Below are 24,107 nucleotides of genomic sequence, written 5' to 3'. Positions count from 1 at the left end.
CCCACATTTTTTTATTTAAGGCAGACATTACTATTAGGTTACACAAGGTCATTCGACCGCGTGTGACCTAATTTTTTTGCCCGTTTGGAGGTGAGGACATGGCCGACTATGCTTTCAGAACCATCGAGGACCGGAGGAAGATACAGGAAATGTGGGAGGAAGGAAGATCGCCGCGAGAGATCGCGGGGGCCTTTGAGAAATCCCTGGACGTAGTTTATACCGAACTTTCCCGGGGCCGGGATGGGACGCGCCTGCCAGACCAGCGCCTGCGGTACAGCGCGGATCTGGCCCAGCGCAAGGTGCAGCAATCCCTGGAGCGGCGGGGCAGAAAAGCCGGAAAGCCCACCACCGGGAAAAGGGCGGCGGGCCTGTAACGGCCGCCGGAAAGGAGAACCGCATGAAACGAAAGGAAATCAAGTGGAGGCGGAAGGGCCTACGGGTAATGACCGGACGACAGGACGGTGTGATCTTCCAGATCTGGTACCAGTGCGGCGGACCGAGAAAGGGATATTCCGTGGACAGCCACGACACCAAAGGCAAGGGCAGGGACATAAGGACCACGGGCCACAAGACTTTCCAGACGTGGGAGGAGGCCGTGGAGTTCTGCCAGAAGATCATAGCGGGAGAGGTTGATCTGGAGGCCCTGCAGGCGGAGTTCGACGCGGCGGAGGCGGAAAAGGAACGGCGGGCGATCCGCCGGGCCGTGGCAGAGGCCAAGGAGTTCCGGGGACACCTGGAGCGGGCGGGAATTTCGTACACCACCCTGCTGCACCTGGTGGCATTACAGGAGGGAATGGGCGGACTGGCCCACAATATGCTCCTGGGCTATGAATACGGGGAGGGATGGCCGGATGAGACCTGACGAAAAGGGCACCGGACCGCTGACGGTTTACATGGACGGCCAGCCGGTGGGGATCGCGGGCGGTGAGATCCCGGAGATCTCCCTGGCGGCGGAGGGACCTGTGGAGGCCGTACCGTCGGCCGTATTCTCCGGCGGGTCCATGACCATCACGCTGGAGCGGGCCGGCGAGGCCATGAAGTCACTGACGGGGGCGTGGGACGCGATATGCACAACCCTGGAGCGGGCTGGAAAGGCGATGGCCAGGGTGTGGGCGGTCTACTGGGGGGCGCTGGAGTTCCGGGAGGCCATGCGGTGGGCCTCCGTTTACAACCGCCCCCTGGCCTACCGCTACCGGCACACCAAGAAAAAGCGGACCCGCAAGAAGTACGCCAAGCGGATCCTGGCCTGGTATCGGGAGGAGGTCCTGTAAATGCTGCGGCTGACGGCCAATAAAACGAAACTTTACGCACTGGTGGCGGAATACGTGAAAGACCTCCCGCCCATGCGGAGCGGGACGACCTTCATAAAATATCCGAGGACAAAGGACTGTGCCCTGGAGTGGGTCACACAGGAGTGGGACCGCGCCAGCGCATACCTCTCCGCCTGCATGGGGAAACCGCTCCTTTCCATCCTGGTCCGGGACGGGGATACCGGGAAGATAAAAAAGAGGGACATTCACAGACTGGACCTGCAGGGCCTCCGGGAGCGGGGCATGGTGGAGGAGTTCACCACCGCAGTGGAAAAACGGAGGGCAGAGCGTGAACGTACTGAGCCTGTTTGACGGGATAAGCACGGGGCGGCTTGCGCTGGAAATGGCAGGTATCAAAGTGGACGAATACATGGCCAGCGAGATCGAGGCTGCGCCCATGAACATATCCAAGACGAACTGGCCGGGGGAGATCACATATCTGGGGGACGTGCGGAACGTGAGGACGCGGAAACTGCCGCATATCGACCTCCTAATCGGGGGAAGCCCATGCCAGGGGTTCTCCAGGGCGGGCCAGCACCTGAACTTTGACGACCCACGCAGCGCCCTGTTTTTTGAGTTCGCCAGGATCCTGGACGAACTTCGGAAAGGGGGCGTCATGTTCCTGCTGGAAAACGTGGTCATGAAAAAGGAGTGGGAGGACGTGATCACCAAGACCCTGGGGGTCCAGCCCATCCACATCAACAGCAGACTGGTATCGGCGCAGAACCGCCCACGTACCTACTGGACGAACATACCGGGGGCGGGGGTCCCGGAGGACCGAGGGATCCGCCTGCTGGACGTGATCGACCGGGACGTGGACAGATCCGAATTTGTGGAGCGGGACGGCCTGCTATTTGACCCGGCTATCCCCAAAGCGGCCGCAGACCTGATCAGCGTCGTGGAAGGAGAAGTGAGGGTAAAGCAAGCGACGCGGATGGGCTACATAGTGGCCAAAGAGGGCGACGGGATAAACCTGGCCTTCCCAACATCAAAGACCCGGCGGGGACGGGTGGTAAAAGGAAAGAGCAACACCCTGGCCTGCGATTGCGAGGGGTGCGTCTACCACGACGGCGTAATCAGAAAATTCACCATGACGGAATTGGAACGCCTCCAGACTTTGCCGGAGGGGTACACGGCCCACGGAGCGACCGAGGCCGAGCGGGCAAAGGCCATCGGAAACGGCTGGACGGCGGAGGTCATCGCAGAGATATTCCGCCACATGAAATAGGAGGAGCCAATGAGCAAGCAGAGGAGGCGCCCGGCCGGGCTGGAGATCGGCCAGGAAGTGGTGCGGACGCCGCAGACGATCTTCGAGGATGGGGCGCGGGGAAAGGCCATCCGGCGGCCCATGCGGGGCCGCGTGGACTATATCCACCCGAGGGGCCGGTTCCACATCGTGGCTTTTGAGGTGCGCGGGAAAACCATCAAGGAAACCTTTCAAGGTGTGGAGGTGTAGACCATGAGCAGAAAAGCGGAGTTTTTGAAGATCTGGACCGAGCGGGTCCGGCGGGACCATGCGGACGACCTTCTGGAGTGGCTGGAGCGGGAAACGGACTTTTTCGAGGCCCCGGCCTCCACCCGGCACCACGGAGCGCACCCAGGCGGCCTGATGGAACACTCCCTGAACGTGTACCACCGCCTGCGGGCCATCGTGTGCGTGGAAACCTACGGGACCATCACCTCCGACCTGCTGGCGGAGGACGTGGAGGAAACGGTGGCGATCCTGGGCCTGCTGCATGACGTGTGCAAGGTGGGCGTGTACCACAAGACAGACTTATTTAAGGCCATAGCGGAGGGGGACCTGGCCGCCGTAGCCCCGTATGAGTTCCGGGACCCCCTCCCCCTGGGCCACGGAGAGAAAAGCCTGTACCTGATCCAGCGGCGCATGGACCTGGAGCCGGAGGAGGCCATGGCCATCCGGTGGCACATGGGGGCCTATGACAACGCGGTGAAGGGTGACGGCCGCGCCCTTTCGGCGGCCATGGAGGCCACCCCGTGGGTGTGGCGCCTCCACCAGGCGGATATGTGCGCGGCCTGGGTGGATGAACGGGAGGCGGCGGAGGAATGAAAAAGGTCCTTTGCAAGCCCTGCGCGGTGGAAATCGCCGCCCGGAAGGATCGGGAGGTCAAGCAACTGCCCGGACGGTCCGAGAAGATCACCTGCGACAAGTGCGGCCGCCGGCGCTATGGCCTCCCCTATGAGGTCAAGCGAGTATTTTTCACGGGAGGGTCCAGGAAATGAGCCAACGAAAAGCAAAAGAGTACCGCCGGGCCATGGAGCAGTACCAGGGTGTGGCGGAAGACGTGGACGACCTGAAACGCCGGATCGGCGCCATGGAGGCACGGCACCGCCGGGAGGATCAACTGGCGGAGGCGGCCAGACGACGGGCGCGGGCCGCCGCCCGGGAACAGCAGGAACGGGAGAGAGCGCGGGCACAGGAGCAAGCGGAGGCGGAGCGCCGGGAGGCCAACCGCCGCCGGAATGAGCGCCGCCGGCGTATCGTCCGGCGCCGCCGGATTGCCGCCCTGGCCTGCCTGGCGGCCCTGATCCTGGCCATAGTGTGGGCGGCGGCGGCCTGCGCGGCCGCAGGTGCCGACGAACCGGAAACGATCCAGCCGGACCCCGTGGCCGTCATGACGATCACCACGCCGGCGGCCGTCCTGGGGGAGGATCCGATGGAGGCGGAGAAGATCGAGGCCGCCCTGCTGGAACAGGGGTATTTCTCCGAGGAGATCCCGCTTTCCTACGACCTCCAGGACGTTATGCGGACCGCCTGCGCGGAATACGGGTGCCCCTATCCCCTGGCCCTGGCCGTGGCGGAGGTGGAAAGCCACTTCGACATGGAGGCCGTGGGCGCCGTGGGAGAGGTGGGGATCATGCAGTTAAACCCGGGGCCGCAGAATACATACTGGATCAACCTGGAGGCAGAAACCGGAGAGGACCCGACCACGCCGGCTGGTAACATCATCTGCGGGGCCTACCTGCTGGGGACCCACATGGCCAACTATGGGGAGCCGGAAAAGGCCCTTATGGCCTACAACATGGGACCGGGCGGGGCCGCCCAGGCGTGGGCCGCCGGTATCACCTCCACCGAGTACAGCGCCAAGGTCATGGAGGCCATGGCCCGCTGGGAGGAGGTCCTGGTGTGAAACCATTCAACTTCAATGAGGGGAGCCGGGAGCAGATATGGAGGACCACCCGGGAACGGGCACGGATCCACCGCTGGCAGGCCCAGGGCCGTTCCAGGGTGGACCACCCTGCCCACGGGTCCGTGGTGGTGCCCCACGCCTCCAACTTGGCCGCGATCCTGAACGCGGCGGAGGTGTGGCGGTGTGACTGGGTGACGATCCTGGACGCAAAGGTGTGGGCCGCCGATCCTTCGGAGCCGGCGGCCAAAATGCCCCTACATATTTCGTAAAGGAGGACAGGCTGGTGATCATTGAGGAGCAGGGCCTGGTAAGGGCCATCAAGATCGCATACCGCCACGGAGGGTACACTGTCCTGAACCAGGGCGGGGAGGTCACGATCTACACGGAAGGCTGGTTCATGCGGTGCCTGTGGACGAAACTGCCGCGCAAGGCGCTGGCCACCATCGTGGAACACATGGGAATGATCCCGGACGACGGCGAGGCCGTGGCCATCGAGAAGGACGGCCAGCCCCAGGCCGTCATGGCTGGGATCGTGAGCGACGACGTGGACGGGTGGATGGGCGGAGAGGTGGCCAGCATGGCCTCCTATGTCCCTGTCACCTTCCGGGGGTATCAGTTATTCCAGGAGGTAAGCGGCCGCCAGGCGTATGGCGTGGATCCCACGGCCCTGGCCATCATCGAGCGGGCCACGGCGGAAATGGGATCGGCCGCAATTTCAGGCGGCCGTGCGCTGACCTGGAGCCACGACGGGGAAACCGTCATGCTGGAGGCGATCCGAAAAACCACCTGGGCGTGGGAGTGGGAGCGGACCGTGTGGGAGGCCCTGGAGAGCGTGGACCTGCACAAGAGGGAGGGCTGACCGTGACGGAGTTCGAGAAGATCACCGCCTCCCCTGCCGTCCTGGGCGCTTTCCTGGGTTCCCTCCCCTGCCTGGAAGGTCCGTGGGACAACGCATTTCACCGGGCGTTCTGCGACAAGTGCAAGGCGGAGAACTGCGACGCCTGCCCGCACGAGGCGGAGCGGAACAACCCGACCTGGTGGCTGGGGCTGATCCACACGGGGGCCGGGCCAGTGAAAACGGAGAGCCGGGACCCATACCAGAGGCAGGCAGCGGACCTACGCCTGGAGGCCATGCACCAGCGGGACCGTTTCGGCCGCGACCTGCTGGCCCGGGAACTGGAGAGCGCGGCGGCCACCATTGAGGAACTGGCGGCAGAAATGGAGGCGCGGACCAATGGAGAACCGGGCCTTTAATATGGATTGCATGGAGGCCATGCGGTCCATGCCGGATCAATGTTTCGACCTGGCCGTGGTGGATCCACCATACGGGATCAAGATAAGCAACAACATGGGGCGGCGGAAGGGTGAGCGGCCGAGCGAATACAAAAAAGTGACCTGGGACGACACGCCACCGCCGCCGGAATACTTCACGGAACTGGTGCGGGTGTCAAAAAACCAGATCATTTTCGGGGCCAACCATTTTGTGAGCCTGATCCCGGCGGCGGATAGTTCGTGCTGGATATGCTGGGACAAGGGATTTTCCAGTGAAGTGTCCTTTGCCTCCTTTGAACTGGCCTGGACCAGTTTTGACAGACCGAGCAAGCGCGTGGCGCTATCCTCCGCCCAGGCCGGAAGGATACACCCAACGCAAAAGCCGGTGGCGCTGTATGCCTGGATTTTTCAACACTATGCAAAGCAAGGGGACCGGATCCTGGACACACACCTGGGGAGCGGGTCAAGCCGGATCGCCGCGTGGGACGCCGGCCTGGACTTCACAGGGTACGAGATCGACCCGGAGTATTTCGAGGCCCAGGAAAAGCGGTTCCAGCAACACACCGCGCAAATGTCCCTGTTTGGCGGGGGGGGGGTATCTGATTACAATATACATTTTTAGGAAAATGAAAGCCACCTGCGCCTGGTGCTGACAACACGGCGCAGGTGGCGATATAAGCGACGGCGAAACCGTCCCGGATACCTATATTATATCAGTTCCCCGGGAGGTTCGCAACGGATAATTTTTCGGCGGGGCCACGGCCCCGTAAGCGCCGGTAAGAGGCATTAGTAAAGTGACCAGCACCCGTAAAGGAGGGGCACCATGCCATACGTCCACAGGATGGTGCAGGCTGGCCGGACCGTCGAACATAGGAAAATGCAATCCGTCCGGGTTCACACCAAGGGGGTCAAGCGCGGACCCAATAAGGGGACCACCACGGAGAGGCAGGCCCGGATCAACGAGCGGGTGGCGGAGGAACACCTGCGCTGGGATCTGAATGGGAACTTTGACCACCGGGATCTCCACGCCGTCCTCCACTACTACGACAAGGACACGACCTTTGAGGAGATCCTGGCCCATAAGGCCGCTTTCCTGGCCAACCTTCGGAAAGCCTGCCGAAAGCGCGGGATCAAGTACAAGGCCGTGGTGGTGATCGAAACCAAGCGCATGACCAACCCACACATACACGTGGTGATCAGCCGGATGGACCCGGAGATCATCACCGAGGCATGGGAGAACGTCCCCAGGGGCGGCGGGGGTATCAGTTTTAAGCCCCTGGACCGCCGGGGGAACCATGCGAAACTTGCGGCCTACCTGATGAAGGAAAGCCGGTCCACCATGGAAAAGTACCGGGAGATCGGGAAACGGGGCAAGCGGTACAGCAAGACCCAAAACATGGCCAAGCCGGTGATCACCTACAAGGTGGTGCCCGCCTCCTCCTGGAGGAAGGAGCCAAAGGCGCGGAAAGGCGCGGTCCTGTATAAGTTCGACGACGGAGCAACCTGCAAGAGCGGGTGGCACGAAATGACGGGCTACCCATACCAGGAATATTTCGAGGTTTTCAACGAATAGGAGGACAAGCCGATGAAAATTTACATAGCGGGAAAGATCGCCGGGGATCGGCGGTATCGGGCAAAGTTCCGGGAGGCAGCCAAAGCCCTGGAGGCGGCCGGCCATGTGGTCCTGAACCCCGCCACCCTGCCGGACGGATTGACCGACGGGGACTATATGCGGATCGCGCTGGCCATGCTGGAGGCGTCGGACCTGGCCGTGTTCCTCCCTGACTATCAGGAGAGCCGGGGCGCCATGGTGGAATGGGCCTGGTGCCAGCGGACCGGGAAAGAGTGCGCCCTGTATCTGGACATGACGGGAGGCGGGGCAAAATGAGCCGGACGACCGCGCAGGTGTCCTTTCTGGATGAAATCATCGTGGACAGTTTCGCCGGCGGCGGCGGGGCCTCCACGGGGATCGAACTGGCCACCGGCCGCCCTGTGACCATCGCCATCAACCATGACCCTGACGCCATTTTAATGCACAAGACCAACCACCCGTACACCGAGCATTACCAGGCCAGCGTGTGGGACGTGGATCCCCGCGAGGTGTGCCAGGGCCGGCCGGTGGGCCTGCTGTGGGCCTCCCCTGACTGCAAGCATTTTTCCAAGGCCAAGGGAGGAAAGCCGGTAGACAAGAACATAAGGGGCCTGGCCTGGATCGTTCTGCGGTGGGCCGGGACCGTGCGGCCCAGGGTGATCATCCTGGAGAACGTGGAGGAGTTCCAGACCTGGGGGCCTGTACGGAAAGGCCACCCGGTGAAATCCAAGGCCGGACAGACCTTCCGCAAATGGCTTTCGCAACTGGAGGCCCTGGGGTATGCCGTGGAATGGCGGGAACTGGTGGCGGCGGACTACGGGGCGCCAACGACCAGGAAACGGTTTTTCCTGGTGGCAAGGTGTGACGGCGCGCCCATTGTGTGGCCGGAGCCGACACACGCACCGGCGGGCAGCCGGGAGGTGCTGGAGGGGCAGAAAAAGCCGTGGAGGAGCGCGGCGGAGGTCATAGACTGGAGCCTGCCCTGTCCTTCCATCTTCGACACGCGGGAGGCCATCCGGGAGAAATACGGGCTTTCCGCACAGCGGCCACTCCGCCCCAACACAATGCGGCGAGTGATCCGAGGGGTGGACAAGTTCGCAATCAAGGCCCCGGAGCCGTTCCTGGTGGTGGTAAACCACGCCGGGGACTTCCGGGGGCAGAACACGGCGGAACCGCTCCAGACGGTGACGGCAAAGCACGGGTATGGCGTCGCCTCCCCTGTCATGGCACCGCTGACCATGCACAACAACGAGAACGCCATAGGGACCAAGATCACCGAGCCGGTGAATACAATCACAAGCAGCGGAGCGGGAGGCCATCAAATGGTGATCACCCCGGCCATGATCCAGTACCACACCGAGCAGACCGAGCGGGTACGGGGGCAAGGGCTGGCGGAACCCCTTATGACCATTGACGCCTCCAACCGTTACGGCCTGGCGGCGACCAGCCTGGTCAAATACTACGGGAGCGACCAGCATGGCCAGAGCGCCGGGGATCCGCTCCACACCGTCACCGCAAAAGACCGGGAGGGCGTCCTGGCGGCGAACCTGGCCAAGTTCTACGGCGGAGCATATACCGGGGAGGGGTCCAGAATGTCCGACCCGCTCCACACGGTCACAGCCGTGGACCACAACGCCATGACGGCCACCCACCTGGTCAAAATGAAGGGGACCAACCTGGGCGGCCCCATGTCGGAGCCGGTGCAGACCATCACCGCCGGCGGCGGCCACTTCGGCGTCGTCACCAGCGTGGTGGCCAAGGCGGAGCGGGACGCGGATCTGAAACACTGGCCGGAGATCCGGGACCTGCTGAACACCTACTGCGGGTATCGACTGGGACCGGAGGACGTGATCCTGTTCGAGATTGGAGGAACGGCCTATTTCATGGCAGACATAGGATTACGCATGCTGACGCCCCGGGAATTGTATATGGCCAACGGGTTCCCACAGGACTACAAGATCGAACGGGACTATACCGGGCGGGAGTACCCAAAGACCAAACAGGTGGCACGGTGCGGGAACGCGGTTCCCCCTCCCTTCGCCACGGCCCTGGTAAGGGCCAACCTGCCGGAGTGGTGCGGCGTTGAGATCAACACCATGGAGGAACTGGAAAAGGCGGTGGCGGTATAGCCGCCGGAAAGAAAAGGAGGAAATCAAATGGGCGTTATCGGGATTGGAGTGGGAACCGCCAAAATGGGGCGGATCTGCCGGGACAAGGCCGGGAACATCACGGATCAATCGACGGCCCGGTGGGACGCGGACCCCGCTGGCGGATCGGTGGCAATCTGGCCAATGGACCCGGAGAAGCTGGAACCGAGCGGGCCGGCGGAGGTGTACGGCGACTGGGACGCGGCCGCCTATCTCCGCCGGGTGGTGGAACTGATCCACCCAAACCGGAGGATCAACATACCGGACCTGGAGGCCATGATCCGGGCCGCCGCAAAGGCCGGGGAGGATATTTGTACCTACTGCCCGGACTGCAACTGCCGGGACTGTATCGTGAATGAGTGGAAGGAGGATCCAGACGATGAATGACCAGGTTATTTTGAGCGTGGAAAAGAAAAACGGCGGCCTGGAAGTGACCACCCGGGGAACGGGGCAAGACCAACTGGCGGCCATTGAGGTGGCGGTGGCCTCCGCGTGGCAAATCATGACCGCCACCCGGCACGTGCCGCATAAAATGGCCACCGACGTGATCCTGCTTTCTGTGCAGCACGGGATCCAGACTGCCGCCGACAAAAGAGGGCGCATGAACATGGAGGAGATCGGGCTGGACAGGGGCAGGAAGTGAGGCGGATCCATGAGAGAGAAAAAGAACCTGCGGCGGGTCACTCTCCTGGTGACAGCGCAGACCGCCTACAACCTGGACAGGCTGGCCGCCATGTGCGGGTATCGGGAGCCGGGCCACGTCGTGGATAAACTGGTCCGCGAGAAAATGCTGGAACTGAACGGAGGTAAACGCCATGAACGAAACGAAAATTGACTGGGCGGAAATGTCCTGGAACCCCGTAACCGGGTGCCGCCATGGGTGCCCCTACTGCTACGCCAGGCGGACCGCACACCGCTTTGACGCCGGCCTGGAGGACCGCGCAAGCCTGGGCGGCCTCCACGTCCTGGAGGAGAAGATCAAGGGGGCGCCGTACCCCTACGGGTTCGAGCCGACCCTGCACCGCTACCGGCTGGACCAGCCGGAGCGGAAGAAAGAGGGCCGGACCGTCTTTGTGTGCAGCATGGCGGACCTGTTCGGCCGCTGGGTGCCGACGGAGTGGATCAGGGACGTGGTGGACGCCTGTCAGAGAGCGCCCCAGCACAGATACCTGTTTTTGACGAAAAACCCCGCCCGATACCTGGAACTGGACCGGGTGGCCCTCCTCCCCCATGCGGAAAATTTCTGGTACGGGTCCACGGTGGCCAATGAGGACGCGGCGGCCATGTACCCCATGCCATGGGCGAATATCAACACATTCTGGAGCATGGAGCCGCTGCTGGGGCCGGTGGACATGAGCGCGGCGGAGGGCCTGCCCCAGTGGGTGATCCTGGGGGCCGAAACCGGGAACCGGATGGACAAGGTAAAGCCGCGCCGGGAATGGGTGGAGCAGATCGCGGAGTTTTGCGCGGAAAATGAGATCCCGGTTTTCTACAAGGACAACCTGCGGGCCTATTTCCCGGACCTACCACCCTCCGCCCTCCCCTGGAGCGACCAGGAGGGCGCGACAACCAAGTGGGCCGCCCATTTCATGGGCCGTTTTGAAAGGCTGGTGTGAACCGTGGAGAAAATCGAGATCGGGTACACAGTGGAAAAAGAGCGGTGGCTGGAGGCGGCCAACAATCTGCACGAGTTCGGCCAGATCATAGCAAAGAACCTGCGGAAGGTGAACAAGGACGGGCGCGGACAGGAGGACGCAGACGACCTCACGGCGGACATTATGCTGGCCTGTACGGCCATAGGGTACGTGGCGGAGTTCGCCGTGGACAAATGCCGGTTTGTGCCAGTGAAAGGCGGAAAAGCCGGAGGAACGTAAATGGCCATCAGCATTTCCGACCTGCCGCCGAAATACCAGGCCCAGGCCGTGAAAAAGTACATGGAACAGCAGGCGCGGCGGGGGACTGTGCCCTCCGCCGCAGCCGTGCAGGATCCCGAGAAGGTGAACAAGTACCGGAACACCCCCACCACACGGGTGACGGCCTCCGGGGCCGTCATCAAGTTCGCCAGCCAGAAAGAGGCCCGACGGTACGACTTCCTGATCGAGCGGGAGCAGCGAGGGGAGATCCAGGACCTGCGCCTGCAGGTAGACTTCACCCTCCAGGAGGCATACACGGACACGGAGGGCCGCCGGGTGCGGGCCATCCGGTACAGGGCCGATTTTACATACTACGAGGGCGACCCGGCGGAGAAAGTGGTGGAGGACGTAAAGAGCCGCGCCACACGCACCAAGGATTACGCCATGAAAAAGAAGTTGCTAAAGGACCGTTTGGGGATCGACATAACAGAGGTGTGACCATGAGCATGACAAGGGGCACGAACCCGGAGCGGGAGGCCGTCAAAGAGTACCTGCAGCAGTACCATGACGCCAAAGTAAAAAAGCGGATACTGGAGGAGCGCCACCGCACCCTATCTGCCGAACTGAGGGACCCGGGCGTGGGATCCACATACAGGACCACGCCGACCGCAAAAAGGCAGGCCAGGGAGGGCGGGGCCGTGTCCCTTGTGTACCGGATCTCCGAGGTGGAGGAGCGGATCGACCAGCAGCGGGAGGCCATGGCCAAGGCCGTCCTGCATGTTATGGATATGATCGACATACTCCCCCAAAACTCCATGGAGCGCACCGTGGTGGAAATGCGGCACATCGACTGCAAGCCCTGGGAGAAGATCGCCCAGGCCGTACACATGAGCCGGTCCCGCATATTCGACTACTACAACGCCGCCCTGGACACCCTGCTGGCCTGTAAGCGCACGGGGAAACTGGTGGGGGAATACATGGCAGGCAAAGAGAAAAACAAGCACGGATAAAAGTTCGGACGTCATCGGACTTTTTACTGTGCTATATTGATACCATGGAAATCGGGAGGGCCACCAGGGAAACGCCTGGCGGCCCTCCCCTTTCCATACCAGAGCCGGGCGGAGCGTAGGCGCGGGGGCTTTCCTCCTTTCACCCCGCAGCGTCCACAGTACCAGAGCGGACGCAGCCCGGCAACCACATGGCCATGGGCGTCATACCATGGGCGCCCATGGCCTCCCCTCTCCGAAAAATGAGAGGGCGCCCCTGTTTGGGTCCTTCCCAGGGGGTGCGACCATGCGGGGCGCGGAAGGCCCGGCGTTTTTCTCCAAGAAAATTCCTGAAAAACGGGCCGTTACGTTACGCATTGACGCGCCGGCCGGAGCAATCGGGAGGCACCCACCCCCTAAAGGGGGTGAGGCCCGAAAAAATCCAGAGGAAACGAGGTCAAAAAAACGAAATCCACCACCAGGCGGAAAGCGAAACCGGCGGGGCCATCCGGCCGGCGGCGGAAAAGGGGGTGCTGCAGGTGGCGGGAACGACGAAAAAAACAGCGCCAAAGAGGTCCACGACGCCGGCGGTGCTGACCGGGACGGTGCCGGAATGGGCCAATTCCACCGCCATCGCCCAACTGCTGGGGAAAACCACCAGGCGGGTCCAGCAGTTGACCCAGGACGGGATCCTGGAAACAGAGGTCCCGCCCGGCGGCGGGGCCAGGAAGTACCGGACCTGCGAAACGATCCAGCGGTATATCGCCCATGTGGAGCAAAAGGCCCAGGAGATCGGAGAGGGCGGCCGGCTGGCGGAACTGAACCTGAAAAAACTGGAGGCGGAGGTGGCCCTGAAAGAGAGCCAGGGCAGCCTACACCGTCTGAAAACCGCCATAGCGGAGGGGAAGTACCTGCCGGCGGAGCAGGCCACCGAGGAACTGGCGGAGTTTATGGCGGCCTTTCAAAAGTTCGCCATGACGATCCCGGCCCGCATGGCCGGGGCCATGTCCGGGTATGCGGACGCCATCACGATCCGCAACGCGCAAAAGGCCATCCGCAAGGAACTGGAAACCATGCTGACGGCCTACGTGGACGCCATGCAGGCGGAGGACCCGCCGGAGGCCGCGCCGTGAGGAAGTACCGAGTAAAGCCCTACAAGGTGCCCCGGTGGATGGTGCCGGCCATTGAGATCCTGCGGCCAAGGGAACGGGTAAGCACATCCGCATGGGCGGAGCAGAACCGGGTCCTGCCAAACGGAAACGCCATACCAGGGCCGTGGCGGAACAACGTCACCCCGTACCTGGTGGAGATCATGGACGCCTTTTCCGACGAAACCACGGAAAAGATCGTCTTTGTCAAGCCCACGCAGGTGGGCGGCACCTCCGCTATGGAGAACGCCCTGGGGAGCCTGATAGACCAGGATCCGGCGCCGGCCATGTTCGTGTACCCTTCGGACGAACTGGCAGAGCGCACGGTGGAGGCGAAACTGGAGCCAATGATCCGCCAGTGCAAAGCCCTGGCGGAGAAGTACCGGGAGCATGACAGCAAGCGCCTGGCCCTAAAGTTCCGGGATATGATCGTCTACCTGACCGGAGCCAACAGCCCGGCCAGCCTGGCCTCCACCCCGATCCGATACCTGTTCCTGGATGAAGTAGACAAATTCCCGGGGGCGACCAAAAAAGAGGCCGACCCCGTATCCCTGGCCATTGAGCGCACAAAGACATTTTTCAACCGCAAGATCTTTATGGCCTCCACCCCGACCCTGAAAACCGGGCCGATCTGGAAAGCCAAGGAGGAGGCGGACGCGGAAAAACACTACTTTGTGCCGTGCCCCCATTGTGGGGAATTTATCGAACTGAAATTCGCACAGATCAAGTGGCCCAGCAAGGACGACGTGCCGGACCAGGCGGAGCGGGCCGAAATGGCCACATACGTGTGCCAGGCGTGTGGGTGTATCATCACCGACCGGGACAAGGCGGCCATGCTCCAGGCGGGCCGGTGGCAGATCGTCCGGCAGACCACGACGACGCCCAAAAGCGTGGCCTACTGGATGAATACCCTGTATTCACCGTTTACCAGGTTTTCCGACATCGCCCGGGAGTTTATGCGGGCCAAGGACGACCCGGAACTGCTCCACAACTTCGTCAATTCGTGGCTGGCGGAGCCATGGGAGGACACGAAACTGAAAACCAACGCCGAAATGGTCATGGAGCGGCAGACGGAGGTTCCGGCCTGGTCCCTCCCGGCGTGGACAAAACTGCTGACCGGCGGGATCGACGTGCAGGAAAATTGCCTGTACTGGGTGATCCGAGCATGGGGCGACTTTATGACCTCCCAAAACGTGGCCCATGGCCAGGCGCTTTCCATGGCGGAAGTGGAACGGATTATGAATACCGAGTTTTCCCTGCCGGACGGCGGAAAGGTCATGGTGGACCTGGCCCTGATGGACAGCGGCGACCAGACCGACGCGGTGTATGAGTTCTGCACCATGAACATGGACTGGGTACGGCCCTGTAAGGGCGTCCCGTCCCTCCAGGGCCATTACAAGATCTCCACCGTGGACAAGGCCGGGAGCCGGGCCAACGGTATGCAACTGGTCCTTGTGGACGGCGGCAAGTACAAGGACATGATCGCCGGGCGCATGAGGCGGCCAAACGGGAACGGATCCTGGATGGTGCATAAAGACTGTGATCTGGAGTATGCGGAGCAGGTCACGGCGGAGCATAAGATCACCGAGCGGGCCGCCGGAAAAGAGGTTCAGCGGTGGGTGCTGAAATCCTCCCACGCGGACAACCATTACCTGGACTGCGAGGTGTACGCGGCGGCGGCCGCCGACGTGCTGGAGGTCCGGTCCCTGTTCCTGAAAAACCCGGACCGAGCGGAGGAGCAGGCGCCAAAGCCGGCACCGCCAAAGCCGCAGCCGGCACCGGAGGAAACATGGATCCAGCAGAATGAAAACTGGTTCTGACAGGAGGCAATCATGGAACTGGACAACACAACAGCGGCCCCGGCGGAACTGCTGGAGCAGGTCAACAAGGCGATCACCACCGTGCTGGTGGGCGGGCAATCCTACCGGATCGGCAGCCGCCAACTGACGCGGGCGGACCTGGCCATGTTGAAAACCCTCCGGGACGACCTGGAGGCGCAACTGGCGGCCGACGAAAGCGGCCCCCTGCTGGGGCGCACCTACATGGCATTTTTCGAGGGGAGGTAAAGCGGTGAGTTTCATTGACAGCATGATCGCGGCCGTGTCCCCAAAGAAAGCATACGAGCGGGAGGCGTGGCGCCAAGGGCTGGAGGCTATGCGCGGATATGACGCGGCCGGGTTCGGCCGGATCAATTCCGGGTGGAGGGCACACAACGAGAGCGCGGAGATCACAGACCGATACAGCCGGGACGTGGTACGCGCCCGCGCACGGGACCTGGAGCGGAACAGCGACATTCTCCAGGCCGTGGTCCTGGCCTACAAGCGCAACGTGGTGGGAAAGGGCTTTACCCTCCGGGCAAGGACCGGGGACGACGACCTGAACCGCCAGATCGAAAAACTGTGGCGTCAATGGTGCAAGGCCAGAAACTGCGACGTGACCGGGGAGCAATCCTTTACCGAGATCCTACGCATGGCCGTGGAGCGCAAGAAGGTGGACGGCGGGATCCTGTTCCTGTTCCGCCACACCTCCGGCGGCGTGGTGCCGTTCAAGTTGCAGGCCATTGAGGTGGACGAACTGGACGTGACACAGAGCGCCCCGCACCGGCAGGGAAACCGCGTCGTGGGCGGGATTGAATATAATTCCTGGCGCCGGCCGGTGGGTTACTGGATCCAGCAATATGACCTGGAGGGGTGGCGCCTGCTGCAACCGATCTACATTGACGCCAAGGACGCCTATTTCCTGAAATCGAAACGGCGGCCCAGCCAGATCCGGGAAATGTCGGATATGTCCCACACGATCACCAGGATCCGGGACGTGAACGAGTTTATAAACGCGGTATCCGTCAAGGAGCGGATCGCGGCCTGCCTGGCGGTGCTGATCAAAAAGACCATTCCGACCGGGACAAGCCTGGGGCGTTCCGGGGTTCGCGGGCCGGACGGCCGCGTGGACTACGCCGGCAAGAAACTGGGGCCGGGCATGATCATGGAAATGGGCGCCGGCGACGAGGCCCAGGTGGTGGATCCCAAGGGAGCGGCCACCGACGCCACCGCGTTCCTGAAAGTTCAGCAGGGACTGATCGGCGCGGGCCAGGGATTGAGTTATGAGGCGGTGTCCCGCGACATGAGCGGGTCCACCTACTCCTCCGCCCGGCAAAACGCCATCGAGGACGAGGACACATACGCGGAGGACACGGAACTGCTGACGGAGTTCATGTCCGAGGTGTACGAGCAATTTATTATTTCGTGTTATCTCTCCGGGGTGATCACCTTCCCCGGGTTTTGGGATAAAAAGGCGGAGTATATGGCCCATGACTGGGTGAAATCCCCGAAAAAGTGGATCGACCCGGCCAAGGAAAGCACCGCCGACAAAACCGCCCTGCAGAGCGGGCAAAAGACCTACCAAGAGATCTGCGCCGAGCGGGGCAAGGACTGGCGCCAGGCCATCGACGAAACTGCCGAGGTCCTGGAGTATGGCCGAGAAAAAGGCATTGAGATGGGAGGTGTAATTTTTGGAAATGGAACGGCAGCAGCCCAGCAGAACGCCGGAGGGCAACCGCCCCAGGGATAAGGACCATGGAACCAGGAGCATGGGCCAGATCCTTTCCCGGGAGGACCAGCCCCAGGAGAGCAGACGCCGGACAATCAGTTTTTCCAGTGAGGAGCCATACCGGCGCTTTTTCGGCATGGAGATCCTGGACCACGGGGAGAACGCGGTGGACCTGTCCCGCCTGAACAGCGTGGGCGTTCTCCTGTTCAACCACAACACCGACAAGGTGGTGGGAAAGGTGATCCGGGCCTGGGTGGAAAACCACCGGGGCATGGCAGAAGTGGAGTTCGACACGGACGACGACGCCGAAAAGATCTTCGGGAAAGTGCGGTCCGGCACACTGAAAACCACGTCCGTGCGGTACAGCGTGGACGCCTGGGAGGAAGTGGTGGCCGGGAAACAATCTGCGGATGGGCGATTTACCGGCCCTTGCCAGATCGCCCGGAAGTGGACGCCGCTGGAGGTGTCCGTGGTGTCCGTGCCTGCGGATCCCACTGTGGGAGTGGGACGGGCTGACACGGGCCAGACGTGCGCCCCCCTCTCCGTGTATGAGCGACAGATCCAAGCAAACAAAAATCTGATTTTCAACAGGAGGTAAGAAAAACCATGAATGAACTGCAGAAAGCCCTTGCCCGCCAGCAGGAACTTGTGACCCTGGCCCGCAACGAGGGCCGGGACCTGACCGCCGAGGAGCAGGCGGAGTTCGACCGCTGCCAGGCCGTGATCGACGCCGGCAACGAGGGCGGCGAGGCCGGCGGCCAGCCCGCCGGCGGTGAGCGCGGCGCGGAGAACGGCGGCCAGGGCGCCCCGGCCGGCACCAACCAGCCCAGCGTGGCAGACACGCAGAGAGCGATCCAGGCGGAGCGCCAGCGCACCGCCGACATTATGGCCCTGTGCCGCCAGACCGGCATGGACGCGGAGGAGTATATCCGCAGCGGCGCCACCATGGACACCGTGCGGGCGGCGGCCGTGGACTTCCTGATCCAGCACAACGGCCCCGTGGGCGCCAGAATGTCCGACAACAGCCGGGAGCAGGACAACTTCCGCCAGGCGGCCGTGGACGGCCTGCTTATGCGTAGCGGCATGGAGGTGGAGCGCCCCAGCGAGAACGCGGAGCAAATGCGCGGCCTGTCCCTGCGCGATCTGGCCATTGAGTGCATGGCCCGGGAGGGCCTGGGGACCACGGCCTCCCTTCTCCGTATGTCCAAGGACGACCTGTGGAACATGGCCTGCCGCCAGTTCTTCAACCCCACGGCGGCCTTCCCCGCGATCCTGGACAACACGATCCGCAAGGCCATTGTGCAGAGATACCAGGCTGTCCCCACCACGTTCCAGGTGTGGACCACCAAGGGCAGCGTGACCGACTTCAAGCCCACCAAGGATCACGAGTACCTGGCCGGCGGCGCCGGTGAGTTCCTGCGCGTGGGCGAGGGCGGCGAACTGAAGCACGACACCCCGCAGACCGAACTTCTCCCCCAGCGCCAGGTGGCAACCTACGGCCGCCAGTTCTCCATGACCCGGGAGGCGTTTATCAACGACGACGTGGGCTTTATCACCCAGGTGCCCGGTATGTACGCGGCCTCCGCCAAGCGCACGATCAACAAGCAGGTGTATTCCATCCTGTTCAACAACCCCACGATCTTCGACGGTGTGGCCCTGTTCCACGCCAACCACAACAACCTGATCACCACCGGCGCGGCCCCGTCCATTGAAACCCTGCAGGCCATTATGATCAAACTGCTGAACCAGAAGGACCCCTTCGGGGACAGCATTATGGTGCAGCCCCGGTACATCATTGTGCCCGTGGGTTACGGGTTCCTTATGTCGCAGATCCTGGAAACCGCGCAGATCGACGTGGACGGGATCGGCAGCCACACCGCAAACGCCCTGTATCAGTACCGGAACCGCCTGCAGGTGATCGAGGAGGGCACCCTGAACGCCCTGGCCGGTTCCAACGCGGTGCCCTGGTTCGTCGCGGGCGATCCCACCTATGCCCGTTCCATCCAGGTGGACTACCTGAACGGCCAGGAAACCCCGACCATTCGCCGCATGGAGGTGGCCGGCCAACTGGGCTATGTGTGGGACATTTGGCTGGACTGGGGTATCACCGCCGTGGACTTCCGTGGTATTGCCAAGAACCCCGGAACCACCATCACGCTGTAAGGCAGTAAGGAGGTAAAACAGATATGAGCGCGAAATACTGGCAGAGAGGCGAAACCATCGACTACACCCCCACCGACGACCTGGCAAACGGTGACGTGGTGGACCTGGCCACCCGGATCGGCGTGGCTGGGAACGACATTCCGGCCGGCGAAACCGGCGCGGTCCACGTCGTGGGCGTGTTCGAGATCCCCAAGGCCACCGGCGCCGTCACGGTGGGCCAGGCCCTTTACTGGGACAAGGCGGCGGAAAACATCACCACCGCAGCGGGCAGCAGCCCGGCGAACACCCCGGCAGGCTGGGCCGTGGCGGCGGCCGGGTCCAGTGACGCCACGGTGCTGGTGAAACTGCTGGGCTAAAGGAGGGCCAGGCCATGAAAGGATTGATTGCAAAGCGGCCGATCCTGTACCGGGGCCGTATGTATCGGGACGGGGAGAACCTGCCCGGCGACGACACCAGAATGGTGGCCGCGTGGCTGGAAAATGACAGCGCGGAACTGTGCGGAGCGGAACAGGACACCGCCATGGGAGGCCGGGAGGAGGCCCAGGAGCCGCCCAGGGGGCCGGAGAACACCACGGAGGTATCCGGGGATACCGAGGGCCAGGGAGCGGCAGACGGCGGCCAGGAGGCCCGGGAACAGGCCGGAGAGGGCGAAACCGGAGGCATGATCGCCGGGCACCTGGATCCCAAAGACCTGGAGGGCCTGAAAAAGGCTGACCTGGAGCGCATGGCCAACGATATGGGCCTGGATATTTCCAAGGCCAAGACCAAGGCGGACCTGATCGCCGCGATCACGGCGGCGGAAGTCTACGCCCCCGCAGAGGATGAAAACGGGGGTGCCCTGTAATGGGCGCCCCCTCCTTCAAAGACTGCGTGGCGGCGGATATTCACGGCGTATTCCTGAATACCCAGGAATTTGCAGACACCCACACCATCGACGGCCGGAAAATGGACGCGGTGGTGGACGACGACGCCCTGCTGGAGCGGGACGCGGCCCGGGGAGGCGTCCACACGGATGGGACATACCGGACGCGGCGCCTGCTGTATGTGGATAAGACCGACTACGGCGGGCGGCCCATGTCGGGCAAGATCCTGAACCTGGACGGCCGGGAGTATCGCGTGGTACAGGCAGACGAGGCGGCCGGCGTCCTGACCATTGAAATCGAGGCGATCCGCACATGATCCATATCGAGGTTGACACCCAGGCCGAAATTGAAAAAATAGCAAAAAGGCTGGAATGGCAGGCCATAAAAGCCCCAGACGTTCTTCGCCTGTCCATCAACGCGGCGGCCAGAAAGGTCCGAAAGCAGATCCCGGACAACGTGGAGGACGCCTATACCATCGACCCAAGTGTGTTGAAAGACCGGAAAAGGGGCGCCCCGACCGTCCAGACAGCAAAACCGGGAAATATTATGGCGGTAATCCGTTCAAAAGGCCCAGTAAATGAGTTATCAGACTTTCTGACAGAGGAAGGGAGCCGCGGCGTTAAAACAAAGGTTCGCAAAGACGGCGGAAAAAAACTGCTGGAGCGCGCCGGGGCAACGGCCTTTAAGGTGACGTTCAGAAGTACACACGTGGCCATAGCACAACGGAGGATAGGAGAAACCTATACAACGAGCGGGGCTGCGGACCGTGTGGAAAAATACGGTATGCCACGACGCGGACAATGGCCGGATATGACCAGAATTAAGGTGCTGACCGGCCCCTCTGTACCCAGCATGATGGGAAACGAGGAAGTGCAGGAACGGACAAGAACCATTCTTTACGACGTTCTGGACAGAGAGATCGAAAAGAGAATTGAAAAAACCATTCAGGGGAAATAAAAGCGGCCCCGAGCGGGGCCGCCGAAAGAACCTTATACGCTGGGAACAAGTTGAACCTGGACGCCATCAATGGTGAGCGTCGTACCTTCCGGGAGGTCAATGTTTTTGTACTCCGGTTCGTACATATCCATCAATTCGTTTTGATCTTCGGTCCCCATGATCGCATTGATCCCACCGTCGTACAGATTGCTGGAACTGACATTCCCGCCGCCGCTGACGGCCACAATGTTATACACACCGGCAGGGAAATCTTCACCGGCCACAAAGTTGCCGTTGCCAAGTTCCACCGTTTCGGTGATCTCCTGATTGCGGGGAGTCAACGGGGCGCCGCTGGCGTCGTCACAGGTAAGGCGGACCGTCACGCCGGAAATGGACAGCACCACGCCCTCCGGCAGGTCAATGTTGCTATATTCCTGTTCGTACATATCCACCATTTCGTTTTGATCCTCCGTCCCCATGACGGCATTGATCCCGCCGCTAAAGGCGTTGCTGGAACTGACGTTCCCGCCGCCGCTGACGGCTACAATGTCGTAAGTACCGGCCGGGAAATCAATGCCGGCGGTATAGTTGCCGCTGGAAAATTCCTGGTCAACGGTGATCGGTTCGGGATCGGCGGGAGGTGTGGAGGTGTCCTGGGTGGAACCTTCGGAGGCGGCGGGAGCGCCAGAGGCGTCCGGCGTCTGTTCGCCGTCCGAAATGGTACAGGCGGACAGGGAAACGGCCAGCGCCAGGGACAGCAAGAGCGCAAGGGATTTTTTCATCGTTTCTTCGTTCCTTTCTGTTCTGATTATTGCCACGATATGCAGAGTATTACCACAAAGAATTTACCACAAAAAGCGCCAAAAAGTCAAGGAGGCGAACACCACGACACCGGAATTTTTGCAGGATGCCATTGTGGCGGACCTTGCGGACCTGTTCGAGGGGCAGACCCTTCCCAGTTCCGCCGGGGACCGGCGGCCGATCCGGGTTTACCCCCAGGACCTCCCGATCATTGAGGGAATGGACGAAACCGAGGACCGGGCCGAGGAGATCCCGGAGCCGTACATCATCGTGCGGACCAATGAGGGAAACATTCCAGACGCCAACAGCGCCCAGGAGATCGACCTGATCCTGGTGGTATGCACCTATGACCGGAACCCGAACCGACAGGGATACAGGGACGTGCTGCACATCATCCAGGAGATCTACGGGAGGTACGCCAAAAATCCGCTGGTGCGGATCAAGGCGGACAGCGGCGGCGCGAGAGGCGGCCCGTGGTCCGTCAAGTACCCGATCAAGTGGGTCACACAGCAAGAGGACACCCACCCCTATTATTTCGGGGCCATGTCGCTGAAATTTGAGGCGCCAGCGGTGCGCCAGGAGGTGCCATTCACATGACCAAGAGAACAACCAGAAAGGCGGCGGAGGCCGCCGGCACGGTGGTGTACTGCGGCCCGTCCATCAAGGGCGTGGCCAAACAGTTCACCGCCTACAACAACGGGATCCCGGAGGGGCTGAAAGCGGCGACCGAGAAAAACAAGGTCCTGGCCGCCCTGATCGTCCCCCTGGAGGACCTGCCGGAGGCCATGCGCCAGTTGCGCCAGAGATCCGGCCGTATCCACACCCTGTATAAAGCCGTACAGGGCAGAACCTAAAGGGAGGGATCAACTATGCCTTATAATCACGGCGTTTACAACCAGGAGCAGGAAACCAGCCTGACCACACCGATCCAGGGGACGGCGGGCCTGCAGGTCATCTTCGGCACCGCCCCGATCCACCTGGCGGCGGATCCGGCGGCGGCCGTCAACAAGCCCGTGGTGTGCTATTCCTTCGCGGAGTGCCAGCAGGCCATGGGCTATTCGGACGACTTCGAGAACTTCACCCTTTGCCAGAGCATGGACGCCTGTTTCCGCGTGTTCAACGTGGCGCCCATTATCCTGGTGAACGTGCTGGACCCCGGCAAGAGCGGCCACACCACGCAGAACGCGGAGGAGGAGTGCGCCGTGGCGGACGGTGCCGTGGCCTACGCAAAACAGTTTGTCCTCCTGGACACCATCGTGGTCAAGAACGCGGACGCCACCCTGGTGGCCGGCAGCGACTACGTGGCCACCCACGCGGAGGACGGCACGGTGACGATCACCATCCTGTCCGAGGCCGCCAAGGAGGCGGAAACCCTGAAAGTGGCCAGCACCAGCCTGAAACCGGACGGCGTGACGGCGGCGGACATTGTGGGCGGCGTGGACGCCCTGACCGGGAAGGAAACCGGCCTGGAACTGGTGCGCCAGATCTATCCCCGTTTCGGCATGACGCCCGGGATCCTGCTGGCCCCCGGATGGAGCCACAACCCCACCGTGGCGGCGGCCCTCCAGGCCAAGACCGAGGGGATCAACGGGAACTTCGACTGCGTGACCTACCTGGACATTTCCACGGACCCGGAGGAGGACGGCGCAGAGGTTTACACCGACGTGAAAACCGCCAAGGAGGCCCTGGGCGCCACCTCTCCCCACGCGGCGGCCCTGTGGCCCATGGGCGCGGTGGGCGACAAGGTTTATTACCTGTCCGCCATGTTTGCCGCCCTGACGGCCTACACGGACGCCGGAAACAGCGACGTTCCCTATGAAAGCCCGTCCAACAAGGATTTGAAGATCACCAAAACCGTGCTGAAAGACGGAACGGAGGTCCTGCTGGACCAGCAGCAGGCCAACGACCTGCTGAACGCCAACGGCGTGATCACCGCCATCAACGCAAACGGGTACAAAGCCTGGGGCAACAACACGGCGGCCTATCCCTCCACCACTGACCCCAAGGATCGGTGGCTGGCGGTGCGGCGGTTCTTCGACTGGGACGGCAACAACTTTATTTTGACCTATTTCCAGAAGGTGGACAAGCCGGGCAACACCCGACTGATCCAATCCATCGTGGACAGCCAGAATATCATCGGCAACGGGTACGTGGCCCGGGACTACTGCGCCGGATACCGGACTGAGTTCAAGAGCGACGAAAACCCGATCACCAACCTGCTGGACGGCCACCTGACTGTCCACACGTACCTGGCGCCCTATATCCCGGCGGAGTACATCGAGAATATCCGCGAATACGACACGGAGGCCCTGGAGGCCGCCCTGACTGGTGGAGGTGAATAA

General features: G+C 62.3%; 37 protein-coding genes. 36 read left to right on the top strand and 1 reads right to left on the bottom strand.

The features are described from left to right. The first annotated feature begins 98 nt into the window (after window positions 1–98). The 33 genes from B5E43_RS07530 to B5E43_RS07375 all read left to right on the top strand — a co-directional run bounded on the left by B5E43_RS07530 (window position 99) and on the right by B5E43_RS07375 (window position 20,985). Window positions 99–374: a helix-turn-helix domain-containing protein gene (locus B5E43_RS07530; RefSeq protein ID WP_087395252.1), complete on the top strand. Its 276-nt coding sequence runs from the start codon at window positions 99–101 to the stop codon at window positions 372–374. A gap of 23 nt (window positions 375–397) precedes the next feature. Further along, on the top strand, window positions 398–862 hold the full coding sequence (locus B5E43_RS07525; RefSeq protein ID WP_087395250.1) for a hypothetical protein: 465 nt from the start codon (window positions 398–400) through the stop codon (window positions 860–862). Then, window positions 852–1,271 carry a hypothetical protein gene (locus B5E43_RS07520; RefSeq protein ID WP_087395248.1) on the top strand — a complete coding sequence of 140 codons (420 nt, stop codon included), beginning with the start codon at window positions 852–854 and terminating at the stop codon, window positions 1,269–1,271. The genes B5E43_RS07525 and B5E43_RS07520 overlap by 11 nt, the downstream gene beginning before the upstream one ends. Further along, entirely contained in the window at window positions 1,272–1,622 is a 351-nt protein-coding gene (locus B5E43_RS07515; protein WP_087395245.1) for a hypothetical protein, read from the top strand. It begins immediately after the preceding gene. Then, window positions 1,600–2,538, top strand: a complete 939-nt coding sequence (locus tag B5E43_RS07510; protein ID WP_087395242.1) for a DNA cytosine methyltransferase — start codon at window positions 1,600–1,602, stop codon at window positions 2,536–2,538. The genes B5E43_RS07515 and B5E43_RS07510 overlap by 23 nt, the downstream gene beginning before the upstream one ends. 9 nt (window positions 2,539–2,547) lie before the next feature. Then, window positions 2,548–2,766 carry a hypothetical protein gene (locus B5E43_RS07505; RefSeq protein WP_087395239.1) on the top strand — a complete coding sequence of 73 codons (219 nt, stop codon included), beginning with the start codon at window positions 2,548–2,550 and terminating at the stop codon, window positions 2,764–2,766. Between the two features lie 3 nt (window positions 2,767–2,769). Continuing rightward, complete coding sequence (locus B5E43_RS07500; protein WP_087395237.1) at window positions 2,770–3,378, top strand: TraI domain-containing protein; 609 nt, start codon at window positions 2,770–2,772, stop codon at window positions 3,376–3,378. Continuing rightward, window positions 3,375–3,551: a hypothetical protein gene (locus B5E43_RS15095; protein WP_158098992.1), complete on the top strand. Its 177-nt coding sequence runs from the start codon at window positions 3,375–3,377 to the stop codon at window positions 3,549–3,551. Before B5E43_RS07500 ends, B5E43_RS15095 begins: the two co-directional genes overlap by 4 nt. Next, window positions 3,548–4,459 (top strand): transglycosylase SLT domain-containing protein, encoded by a 912-nt coding sequence (locus tag B5E43_RS15660; protein ID WP_087395234.1) that lies wholly within the window; start codon window positions 3,548–3,550, stop codon window positions 4,457–4,459. Before B5E43_RS15095 ends, B5E43_RS15660 begins: the two co-directional genes overlap by 4 nt. Beyond that, the gene (locus B5E43_RS07490) at window positions 4,456–4,728 is read left to right on the top strand and encodes a hypothetical protein (protein ID WP_087395231.1); all 273 of its coding nucleotides are present in this window, start codon (window positions 4,456–4,458) and stop codon (window positions 4,726–4,728) included. The genes B5E43_RS15660 and B5E43_RS07490 overlap by 4 nt, the downstream gene beginning before the upstream one ends. A 14-nt stretch (window positions 4,729–4,742) precedes the next feature. After that, window positions 4,743–5,318, top strand: a complete 576-nt coding sequence (locus B5E43_RS07485) for a hypothetical protein (protein WP_087395228.1) — start codon at window positions 4,743–4,745, stop codon at window positions 5,316–5,318. Window positions 5,319–5,320: 2 nt separating this feature from the next. Next, window positions 5,321–5,713, top strand: coding sequence for a hypothetical protein (locus tag B5E43_RS07480; protein WP_087395225.1), 393 nt, complete (start codon window positions 5,321–5,323; stop codon window positions 5,711–5,713). Continuing rightward, entirely contained in the window at window positions 5,694–6,353 is a 660-nt protein-coding gene (locus B5E43_RS07475) for a DNA methyltransferase (protein ID WP_087395222.1), read from the top strand. The genes B5E43_RS07480 and B5E43_RS07475 overlap by 20 nt, the downstream gene beginning before the upstream one ends. Window positions 6,354–6,554: 201 nt before the next feature. Further along, the gene (locus B5E43_RS07470; RefSeq protein WP_143382969.1) at window positions 6,555–7,304 is read left to right on the top strand and encodes a hypothetical protein; all 750 of its coding nucleotides are present in this window, start codon (window positions 6,555–6,557) and stop codon (window positions 7,302–7,304) included. Between the two features lie 12 nt (window positions 7,305–7,316). After that, the gene (locus tag B5E43_RS07465; RefSeq protein WP_087395215.1) at window positions 7,317–7,619 is read left to right on the top strand and encodes a DUF4406 domain-containing protein; all 303 of its coding nucleotides are present in this window, start codon (window positions 7,317–7,319) and stop codon (window positions 7,617–7,619) included. After that, complete coding sequence (locus B5E43_RS07460; protein WP_087395213.1) at window positions 7,616–9,451, top strand: DNA cytosine methyltransferase; 1,836 nt, start codon at window positions 7,616–7,618, stop codon at window positions 9,449–9,451. The genes B5E43_RS07465 and B5E43_RS07460 overlap by 4 nt, the downstream gene beginning before the upstream one ends. A gap of 27 nt (window positions 9,452–9,478) precedes the next feature. Next, entirely contained in the window at window positions 9,479–9,856 is a 378-nt protein-coding gene (locus B5E43_RS07455) for a hypothetical protein (protein ID WP_087395210.1), read from the top strand. Beyond that, entirely contained in the window at window positions 9,849–10,112 is a 264-nt protein-coding gene (locus tag B5E43_RS07450; RefSeq protein WP_087395207.1) for a hypothetical protein, read from the top strand. Before B5E43_RS07455 ends, B5E43_RS07450 begins: the two co-directional genes overlap by 8 nt. 9 nt (window positions 10,113–10,121) lie before the next feature. After that, window positions 10,122–10,304, top strand: coding sequence for a hypothetical protein (locus B5E43_RS07445; RefSeq protein WP_087379316.1), 183 nt, complete (start codon window positions 10,122–10,124; stop codon window positions 10,302–10,304). Next, a complete protein-coding gene (locus B5E43_RS07440; RefSeq protein ID WP_087395204.1) occupies window positions 10,285–11,085 on the top strand; it encodes a DUF5131 family protein in 801 nt (266 codons plus the stop codon). The genes B5E43_RS07445 and B5E43_RS07440 overlap by 20 nt, the downstream gene beginning before the upstream one ends. 3 nt (window positions 11,086–11,088) lie before the next feature. Beyond that, window positions 11,089–11,343 (top strand): hypothetical protein, encoded by a 255-nt coding sequence (locus B5E43_RS07435; protein WP_087395203.1) that lies wholly within the window; start codon window positions 11,089–11,091, stop codon window positions 11,341–11,343. Further along, complete coding sequence (locus B5E43_RS07430) at window positions 11,344–11,820, top strand: DUF1064 domain-containing protein (RefSeq protein WP_087395200.1); 477 nt, start codon at window positions 11,344–11,346, stop codon at window positions 11,818–11,820. 2 nt (window positions 11,821–11,822) lie between these two features. Next, entirely contained in the window at window positions 11,823–12,332 is a 510-nt protein-coding gene (locus B5E43_RS07425) for a hypothetical protein (protein ID WP_087395197.1), read from the top strand. Window positions 12,333–12,733: 401 nt separating this feature from the next. Continuing rightward, window positions 12,734–13,441: a hypothetical protein gene (locus B5E43_RS07420; protein WP_087395194.1), complete on the top strand. Its 708-nt coding sequence runs from the start codon at window positions 12,734–12,736 to the stop codon at window positions 13,439–13,441. Further along, window positions 13,438–15,276: a terminase gpA endonuclease subunit gene (locus B5E43_RS07415; RefSeq protein ID WP_343214284.1), complete on the top strand. Its 1,839-nt coding sequence runs from the start codon at window positions 13,438–13,440 to the stop codon at window positions 15,274–15,276. Before B5E43_RS07420 ends, B5E43_RS07415 begins: the two co-directional genes overlap by 4 nt. A gap of 12 nt (window positions 15,277–15,288) precedes the next feature. Continuing rightward, complete coding sequence (locus B5E43_RS07410; RefSeq protein WP_087379299.1) at window positions 15,289–15,522, top strand: peptidylprolyl isomerase; 234 nt, start codon at window positions 15,289–15,291, stop codon at window positions 15,520–15,522. Window positions 15,523–15,526: 4 nt separating this feature from the next. Further along, window positions 15,527–17,023: a phage portal protein gene (locus B5E43_RS07405; protein WP_087395189.1), complete on the top strand. Its 1,497-nt coding sequence runs from the start codon at window positions 15,527–15,529 to the stop codon at window positions 17,021–17,023. Then, complete coding sequence (locus tag B5E43_RS07400; protein WP_242964760.1) at window positions 16,971–17,600, top strand: HK97 family phage prohead protease; 630 nt, start codon at window positions 16,971–16,973, stop codon at window positions 17,598–17,600. The genes B5E43_RS07405 and B5E43_RS07400 overlap by 53 nt, the downstream gene beginning before the upstream one ends. Window positions 17,601–17,608: 8 nt before the next feature. After that, window positions 17,609–19,165 carry a hypothetical protein gene (locus B5E43_RS07395; RefSeq protein ID WP_087395183.1) on the top strand — a complete coding sequence of 519 codons (1,557 nt, stop codon included), beginning with the start codon at window positions 17,609–17,611 and terminating at the stop codon, window positions 19,163–19,165. Window positions 19,166–19,188: 23 nt separating this feature from the next. Then, window positions 19,189–19,521 (top strand): DUF2190 family protein, encoded by a 333-nt coding sequence (locus B5E43_RS07390; protein WP_087379289.1) that lies wholly within the window; start codon window positions 19,189–19,191, stop codon window positions 19,519–19,521. A gap of 14 nt (window positions 19,522–19,535) precedes the next feature. Continuing rightward, the gene (locus B5E43_RS07385; protein ID WP_087395181.1) at window positions 19,536–20,009 is read left to right on the top strand and encodes a hypothetical protein; all 474 of its coding nucleotides are present in this window, start codon (window positions 19,536–19,538) and stop codon (window positions 20,007–20,009) included. Next, complete coding sequence (locus B5E43_RS07380) at window positions 20,009–20,344, top strand: hypothetical protein (protein WP_087395178.1); 336 nt, start codon at window positions 20,009–20,011, stop codon at window positions 20,342–20,344. The genes B5E43_RS07385 and B5E43_RS07380 overlap by 1 nt, the downstream gene beginning before the upstream one ends. Then, window positions 20,341–20,985, top strand: coding sequence for a hypothetical protein (locus tag B5E43_RS07375; protein WP_087395175.1), 645 nt, complete (start codon window positions 20,341–20,343; stop codon window positions 20,983–20,985). The genes B5E43_RS07380 and B5E43_RS07375 overlap by 4 nt, the downstream gene beginning before the upstream one ends. Before the next feature lie 32 nt (window positions 20,986–21,017). Here B5E43_RS07375 and B5E43_RS07370 read toward each other — a convergent pair whose 3' ends face one another. Next, window positions 21,018–21,746 carry a hypothetical protein gene (locus tag B5E43_RS07370; RefSeq protein ID WP_087395173.1) on the bottom strand — a complete coding sequence of 243 codons (729 nt, stop codon included), beginning with the start codon at window positions 21,744–21,746 and terminating at the stop codon, window positions 21,018–21,020. Between the two features lie 118 nt (window positions 21,747–21,864). On the opposite strand from B5E43_RS07370, the gene B5E43_RS07365 reads away from it, so the two are divergent. From B5E43_RS07365 to B5E43_RS07355, 3 genes are read left to right on the top strand one after another with little or no spacing between them, the layout of a single operon-like run. After that, complete coding sequence (locus tag B5E43_RS07365; RefSeq protein ID WP_087379273.1) at window positions 21,865–22,362, top strand: hypothetical protein; 498 nt, start codon at window positions 21,865–21,867, stop codon at window positions 22,360–22,362. Further along, window positions 22,359–22,619: a hypothetical protein gene (locus tag B5E43_RS07360; RefSeq protein WP_087395169.1), complete on the top strand. Its 261-nt coding sequence runs from the start codon at window positions 22,359–22,361 to the stop codon at window positions 22,617–22,619. Before B5E43_RS07365 ends, B5E43_RS07360 begins: the two co-directional genes overlap by 4 nt. Window positions 22,620–22,634: 15 nt before the next feature. Next, the gene (locus B5E43_RS07355; protein ID WP_087395166.1) at window positions 22,635–24,107 is read left to right on the top strand and encodes a phage tail sheath family protein; all 1,473 of its coding nucleotides are present in this window, start codon (window positions 22,635–22,637) and stop codon (window positions 24,105–24,107) included.

Source organism: Flavonifractor sp. An100 (genome assembly GCF_002161175.1).
In the GTDB taxonomy this organism is placed as follows: domain Bacteria; phylum Bacillota; class Clostridia; order Oscillospirales; family Oscillospiraceae; genus Lawsonibacter.
Note: the sequence above shows the minus strand (reverse complement) of the source record. Positions and strands in the feature narration are given on the sequence as shown.